This is a genomic window from Aggregatibacter sp. oral taxon 458 str. W10330 (genome assembly GCF_000466335.1).
GTDB lineage: Bacteria > Pseudomonadota > Gammaproteobacteria > Enterobacterales > Pasteurellaceae > Aggregatibacter.
This window is the reverse complement of record NZ_KE952599.1, coordinates 26,035-33,089: the sequence shown is the minus strand read 5'-3', so window position 1 is coordinate 33,089 and position 7,055 is coordinate 26,035. Positions and strand designations below refer to the sequence as shown.

The 7,055-nt window shown below is 43.4% G+C and carries 3 protein-coding genes and 1 pseudogene; 1 reads left to right on the top strand and 3 read right to left on the bottom strand.

The genetic code is table 11. The features are described from left to right. Positions 1-195 precede the first annotated feature (195 nt). Positions 196-2,274: a TonB-dependent receptor domain-containing protein gene (locus HMPREF9065_RS07700; RefSeq protein WP_021615478.1), complete on the bottom strand. Its 2,079-nt coding sequence runs from the start codon at positions 2,272-2,274 to the stop codon at positions 196-198. A 299-nt stretch (positions 2,275-2,573) separates the two neighbouring features. Here HMPREF9065_RS07700 and HMPREF9065_RS07705 point away from each other — a divergent pair, with 299 nt between their 5' ends. Then, positions 2,574-5,129, top strand: a complete 2,556-nt coding sequence (locus HMPREF9065_RS07705; RefSeq protein ID WP_021615477.1) for a GDYXXLXY domain-containing protein — start codon at positions 2,574-2,576, stop codon at positions 5,127-5,129. 95 nt (positions 5,130-5,224) lie between these two features. Here HMPREF9065_RS07705 and HMPREF9065_RS07710 read toward each other — a convergent pair. Together HMPREF9065_RS07710 and cysS are read right to left on the bottom strand one after the other, a co-directional pair. Then, positions 5,225-5,431, bottom strand: a pseudogene (locus tag HMPREF9065_RS07710) (carboxy-S-adenosyl-L-methionine synthase CmoA); the annotation flags it as partial. Positions 5,432-5,580: 149 nt separating this feature from the next. Further along, positions 5,581-6,960: a cysteine--tRNA ligase gene (gene cysS / locus HMPREF9065_RS07715; protein ID WP_021615475.1), complete on the bottom strand. Its 1,380-nt coding sequence runs from the start codon at positions 6,958-6,960 to the stop codon at positions 5,581-5,583. Positions 6,961-7,055 lie beyond the last annotated feature (95 nt).

The following is a 7,055-nucleotide window of genomic DNA, read 5'->3' as shown; positions in this document are numbered from 1 at the left end:
TTGTTGCACGAATAAAAACGCTCGTGAGGAAAATCATTCGTAGCACGCTACGCATGAAATCGTGAATTAGGCTTCGAGTATGGTTTTTATAGCCAGACCTTGGTTGGCTATAATGAAAAGGATTAAGCCCAACTGAACTTAATCCTTCATTATGAATTGAAAAAACACGGTAAAATCTCACCGCACTTTTCAGGTTTAGAACGTGTAGTTTACACTTAAACGAACATCGCGACCCGGCTCAGGCAAGGTGGATACGCCTGCGCGTTGGCTGTGGCTGCGGTAGTATTTGTTGAACGCATTGTTTAACGCTAAGTTAAGGTTTACGTTTTTAGCCGGTTTCCAAGTCACATAGAAATCGTTTACGCCATAGCCCGGACGTTTGGTGGTGGTTGCACCGCCGCCACGGTTGTTGGTGGTGGAATCGTAGCTGGTATGTTGTACAAAACGGCCTTTCCAACCGATTTCTACATCAGGTTTTTCGAAGCGGTAAGACGCGCCGGTGGTCCAAGTACGACCGATCGGAATGGCGGTGACGGTGCTATCCACGGTTCTGCCGTCCAATTCCGGCTTGCTGTAAGCCACGCCGGTACGCAAGGTTAAGCCTTCATATTTATAGGCTGCACCTAATTCATAGCCGTGATTTCTTAATTTTCCGGCATTTTGGATTTCATAATAACCCTGTCTGATTTGCGTAAAGGCGTGCGTGTCCTGAACGGTTTGCCAGAAATAGCTACCGTTTAAGGAAAGGCTATCGGCAAATTTATAGTTGAAACCCACTTCCGCATTGCGCGATTTTTCTGGTTTGATGTTGTTGGCGATGGAATACACGGCCGTGCCTCCCCGGCTAGCGCCTGAAGAAAGCATGATTTCGTGGAAACGCGGGCTACGGGTAGCATAGTTTAAGCTGGTATTTAAACTAAGATCATTGGTGACTTCATAAATCAAACCAACGCTTGGATTCACACTGCCTTTCTTCGATTTTGAACCGTCCATGGCACGGAAATTGAAGTGGTCGTAACGCAAACCGGTGGTTAAGGTGAACGCGCCTAAGCCCCAGATACCTTCCGTGTAAACACCCACCTCACGTTTCTTTTGAGTCTTCATTTGGACGCCGTTTTGTACGGTAAGAGAATTTGGTTTACCTTCTTGGTCGCGGTAATTGACACCGTATTTGATTAAGTGAGATTCACCGATAGGTGAGTCCAAGTTTACGTTGGCACCATTGGCAATTAATCGGATTCTGGAACGTTCACTTGGCTCTTCACGGCTAATTACACTGCGCCATACATTAGCCTTAGCATTGCTAATCAAGCCCATGTTTTTGCCGGTCCATTCAATTTTGCTGGTATCGTTCGTGGTGATGCGATAGCGAGGGGCGTTATTTTCCGTATTCGGCATTTTGTTGCCATTGCGATCTAAAACATACCAAATATTCCCTTCTTGGTTTAACGTATAGCCGTTTGCACGCTGTTCTTTTGTGAGTGCCGGTGGAGTGCCATTTCGCCCATTTGCCGTTAGCCAATCCTGTGAAAAGTCAAACTCTTCACGAAGTGCGCGAACGCCATAATGGCGTTCTTGACGATGACTTAATTCAATTCGGTGATCTTCATTTAAATCTGCGCCAACTTTTGCTAATAAGCCTCGTTGACCTAATGCACTATTTTTGATTTTGTAGCCGTTGCCTGCTTTATACTCGCTTTCTTTGACCCAGTTACCGGAAATTAACGCATCCATCATACCGGCGCGTGAATAAACGGTTGCACCTTTGCTCCAACCTTTGTTTGAGCTCACACCTGCATTTAGTTTAAAACCAATGTCTTGACCGTCTTTCAGAAGATCTTTTGCGCTCACGGTTTCCGCAACGATTGCACCGCTGGTTGCACCAATGCCGGCACTGGCGGATCCTGTGCCTTTTTGTACGCTGACTTTCTTCAATAGTGCCGGGTCAAACATGAAACGACCTTGATGGTGGAAAAGTTGGGCATCGGTATAAGCATCATCTACTTTCACATCCACTTGATCTTGCCCCATCCCACGAATGGTAAACCACTGTGATGTGCCGCGACCGCCACCGAAGTTAATCGCCGGTTCGTCTTTCAATAAACCTTTTAATTCGGTTTCCGTGCTGCGATTAATGGATTCAGTCGTAATCACATTGGTTTTACTTTTGGCACCGGTATTTTCAGATACCACGTTAATCACATCTAAGTTGTCTGCATAAACAGCGGTGGTAACTAACATTGCAAGGGGAAGCAATGAAAAATGTTTGCGCATAAATGCTCCTCTAAAGGTTGATGAAAGGTGAAATTTACAGCGTGGCAATTTAACGTATTTGCTCAATTTATGCAAATGATAATTATTATTAATATTAAGTTGTTTCTAATGGCGTTTTATGGATAAAAATGTATGTAGTTTTTGTTAAAAGAGACGGAAAACGGAAGCTCTATTGGTATGAGGAAAGAATGAACCTGAGAAGGAAAATATCGCAAAATCTCACTGCACTTTTGCTTTTTCTCCTAAAAATTGACTAAAATTCCTTAACTTTTCACCGCTGATTGAAAGGAAATGAAAATATGAATCGAACAGGGTTATTCAACTTATCTTGGGAACGTTATCTTAATTTATTGTTTCTCTTGTTAACGGTTGGTTTTCTTAGTAGCGGCGTCGTCACATTTATTGCCGCTAACTGGGATTATCTTTCTGATTTAGCGAAGATTTACGGGTTGCAAACGTTGTTCGTTTTTTCTGTGATTATAGGCGGCTATTTTTTTATGCGCGAAAGTCGTCAGTTATCAGCGGAGAAATTAAAACTCGTTTCGGTTGCGTTCTTCTTTTGCACAGCCGTCCTGATTGGCGCTACCTTGGCACTCGTTGGGCAAACATATCAAACGGGCGCGAATGCATGGGAATTGTTTGCTATTTGGTCGGTGTGCCAAATTCCATGGTTGCTTTTGTTGCCTAATGTTGCTTCCGCCTTATTGCTGATTGTCACAGCAAATTTAGCTGTGTATTTACTTCAGATCGATAATTATGACTATGTTGCTGTTTATGGCGTATTTCTCAATGGTGTTGGCTTGGTATTCAGTGAGGTTTTTACACGACGATTGCATGATGAACGTTGGCGAATCTTACCCAAAATCTTGCTTGGTTTTGTGATCATACATCTCTTCGGCATTCGTTTTATGGTCGATGACGCGATGTTTTATAGCGCTTTGGGTTGGTTTTCAGTGCTAAATTTCTTGATCGTGAGTGTGCCTTCTGCCGCATTATTTTATTTTTATAAGCAATATCGTTTTGATTTCACCAATTTAATTGCAAGTGCATTGGGGATAATTGTTGCCTTTAGCATGTTGCTCTTTTCTCATATCAATTCTGCGGATGCCGTTTTTTCGAGAGGTTTGTTGATTTTTGTGCTGACGATCTTGGCAATGAAATATCTGTACAAGCTTTATCAAGCCCGTTATCCGCAACAGACGAAAATGCCTTGGGCATTGTCCGTTCTGTTTATTTTTGCCATTCTCATCGGTATGGTCACCGCCATTATTTGGGCGGCGTTTATTCTTGATATATCTGACCCGTTGTTCGCTGTACTTGCTTTGGCGATCGCAATGTTGCTTACCGCACTGGGATTACATCGAGCTTATCCGCAAGCGAGTAATGAAATGTCGCTGGTGGTCGGTATTTGTTTTTTGATGGGATATGGCTTACTTGGTGGTTATTTATGGTTTGATCATTTGGAGAGTGAGTCTAGCGAAACAACGCAGGCTTTTGTGCCGTTGTTGTTTTCTTGTGTGGTCGGTGCTTTTTATTTCGTTCGCAAAGAAGTTTGGCTACAAACTTTAACGGTAGTGAGTATCTTAAGCATGTGGCACCTCAGTTACGTGGAGGAGATTTCATCCGGTGCCTTGCCTTTACCTTATCTTTCTATGTTGTGCTGTATTTGTGTTTTTGTAGGGCAGTTCTTGTGGATGATAAAACACCAGCAGAGCGAGGCAGTGACACCGCTTGCTTGGGGGCTTTTATTTTTTAGTATTGGCTCTTGGATGTATTCCGCGTCCCAAACCTTCTTTCCTTGGATTCATCATTTCAGCGAGGTCGCCGACGAGTTACCGTCCATTGATACGTTCTCGGACTTTTTCAGCGTCATTACCTATGGCATTTTTTCACGAGCGACATTGACATTTTCATGGTGGGTACCGTTTTTTGTTTGTCTTACACCTTTCTGTGTTTATTGGGTTATCAGCTTCTTTTTTAAATCTGCGCTGGCGGAAAAGTGGTTTATTGCCATTGTTTTCATGCTCTTTACGATTGGTTTTGTGGCTCAACCGTCTATTTTGTTTTTTGTTGCCCTGTGGTTAATTGCCTATGTTTCAGCAAGCCGATCTTTATTTTTTATCGCCTTATTGGCGCTCATTACAAATTTAGCGCTTTATTATTACATGCTCTTTATCCCATTGCTTTATAAGTCGTTTTTACTCTTATGCTTTGGTGCATTATTTTCCTTTGTCCTATTTTTCTTGCATCGGAAATCTAAAGTGACGACACAAAGTGCGGTCGATTTTTCCGGTGTTTCTAAAAGAAAACCGTTGATAGCACTGCTTATCGCGTTACTGATGTTATCACTATTAAATTATAAGGTATGGCAATTTGAGAATGTGTTGGCGACCGGCAAACCGATCGTGCTAAAAATTGCGCCGGTGGATCCACGTTCGTTAATGCAAGGGGATTATATGTCGTTGAATTATGTCATTTTGCAGGATATTGCAGCGCAACTTAATGATGAGCCTGACCAGCTAAATGATGAGCAAACCAGCGAAGAGGACACTTGGCAGACAACGAGCAAACCACAACCTAAACGAGTTTATGCCTTAATTCATCAAAATGAGCAGGGCGTTGCCACCTTGTGTCGCGTGGAAAAAAGTAAGCCAACGGATTTCACGGATTGTGAACCAAACCTGTATTTACCGATTAATAACACAGGCTGGTCGCCGGCATTGCCAAGCCAAGAATATTTCTTTGCGGAAGGAAAAGGGCAATATTATGCGCAGGCAGAGTACGCCGAATATCGTTTTAAAGACGGCATTTTATTACTTGCCCGTTTATTGGATCAGGATTTAAAACCTTTATAAAAGCAAGAATAAGATCGTTGATAGATAAGAAAAAAGTGCGGTGGATTTTTAAAACGTTTTACGTCCACCGCACTTTTTTATTTTGAGCTTTGCGCTTATTTCATCGCAATCATGGAACCGAAGTTAAAGCATTGGAACCAAAGCTCCACATGAGAAAAGCCGACATTTTTTAATCGCGCTTTATGGGTTTCAATGCTGTCTGTGCGCATCACATTTTCAAGTGCGGTGCGTTTTTGGCTCACTTCTAATTCGCTGTAACCGTTGGCACGTTTAAATTGATGGTGGAGATCAATCAGCAATTCATTGGTTTGTTCATCCTCAAAGCAGAATGTTACATCTCATTGCCAACAGATGAGTTGAATCTTCAAGTTGTGAGAGCGGAGTACGTTTAAAATAGGAATAAACAAAAAAGGAAAGTGAGCGATTCACTTTCCTTTTTTAACTTATCGGCTTATTGTTTCCGCCAAGTGGTGCCGTTCGGGCCGTCTTCTAACACAATGCCCATTTGGGTTAAGGCGTTGCGTGCCGCATCTGCAGCCGGCCAGTCTTTGGCGGCACGGGCTTCGTTGCGTTGTTTAATGAGTTCTTCGATTTTGGCGACTTCGTCATCATCAGAGCCGGCTTGTAGGAATTGTTCCGGATCAAGCTGAAGCAAACCGAGAATGCCGGCAAGTTCGCGTAAGCGTGCGGCAAGTCCGTTGGCTTTGGCCATGTCTTCGGTTTTCAGTTTGTTCAATTCGCGCGCCATTTCAAATAGTACGGAAAGAGCATTTGGCGTATTGAAATCATCGTCCATTGCCTCACGGAAGGCGTCCACAAAATTTTCACCGCCAAAAGCCTCCACACTTTTATCGGTGCCGCGCAATGCGGTGTAGAGGCGTTCCAATGCGCCATGAGCCAGATTGAGATTTTCTTCGCTGTAATTTAATTGGCTGCGGTAATGGGCGGTGAGCAGGAAGTAGCGTACGCTTTCCGCATCGTAGTGATTTAATACATCGCGAATCGTGAAGAAGTTGCCGAGGGATTTCGACATTTTCTCTTTATCTACCATGATCATGCCGGAATGTAACCAATAGTTCACATACTGGTTACCGTGAGCACAGCAGGATTGGGCGATTTCGTTTTCGTGGTGTGGGAACATCAGGTCGGAGCCGCCACCATGAATGTCAAAATGCTCGCCAAGTTGTTTGCTGTTCATGGCAGAACATTCAATGTGCCAACCCGGGCGGCCTTTACCCCAAGGCGAATCCCAACTTGGTTCGTTTGGTTTGGACATTTTCCACAACACGAAATCCATTGGATTTTTCTTGATTTCATTGATTTCGATACGCGCGCCCGCTTGTAATTGTTCTAAATCTTGGCGGGATAATTTGCCGTATTCTTTGAAGCTTTCCACATCAAACATCACATCGCCGTTATCTGCCACATAAGCATGTCCGCGCTGAATCAGTTTTTCAACAAGGGCAATAATTTCAGGAATATGGTGGGTTGCGCGCGGTTCAAAGTCCGGACGCAAAATGTTCAAGGCATCAAAATCTTTATACATTTCCACAACCATGCGATTGACTAGTTGATCGCAGGTTTCTTTGTTTTCCAACGCGCGTTTAATGATTTTGTCATCTACGTCAGTGATGTTGCGCACATAGGTCAACTCGTAGCCTAAATAGCGTAAGTAACGCGCAATCACATCGAAACAGACAAAGGTTCGTCCGTGCCCGATATGGCAGAGATCGTAAACGGTCACGCCGCACACATACATGCCGATTTTGCCTGCATGAATCGGTTTAAAAACTTCTTTTTCGCGAGTAAGAGTATTGAAAAGTTTTAACATATTGGGATCCAAATCTTTTTGAAAACGTACCGCACTTTATGGCGATTTGGGGCGGATTATGAAATAATGACGCTCTTTAATTCGTATAGGAAAAG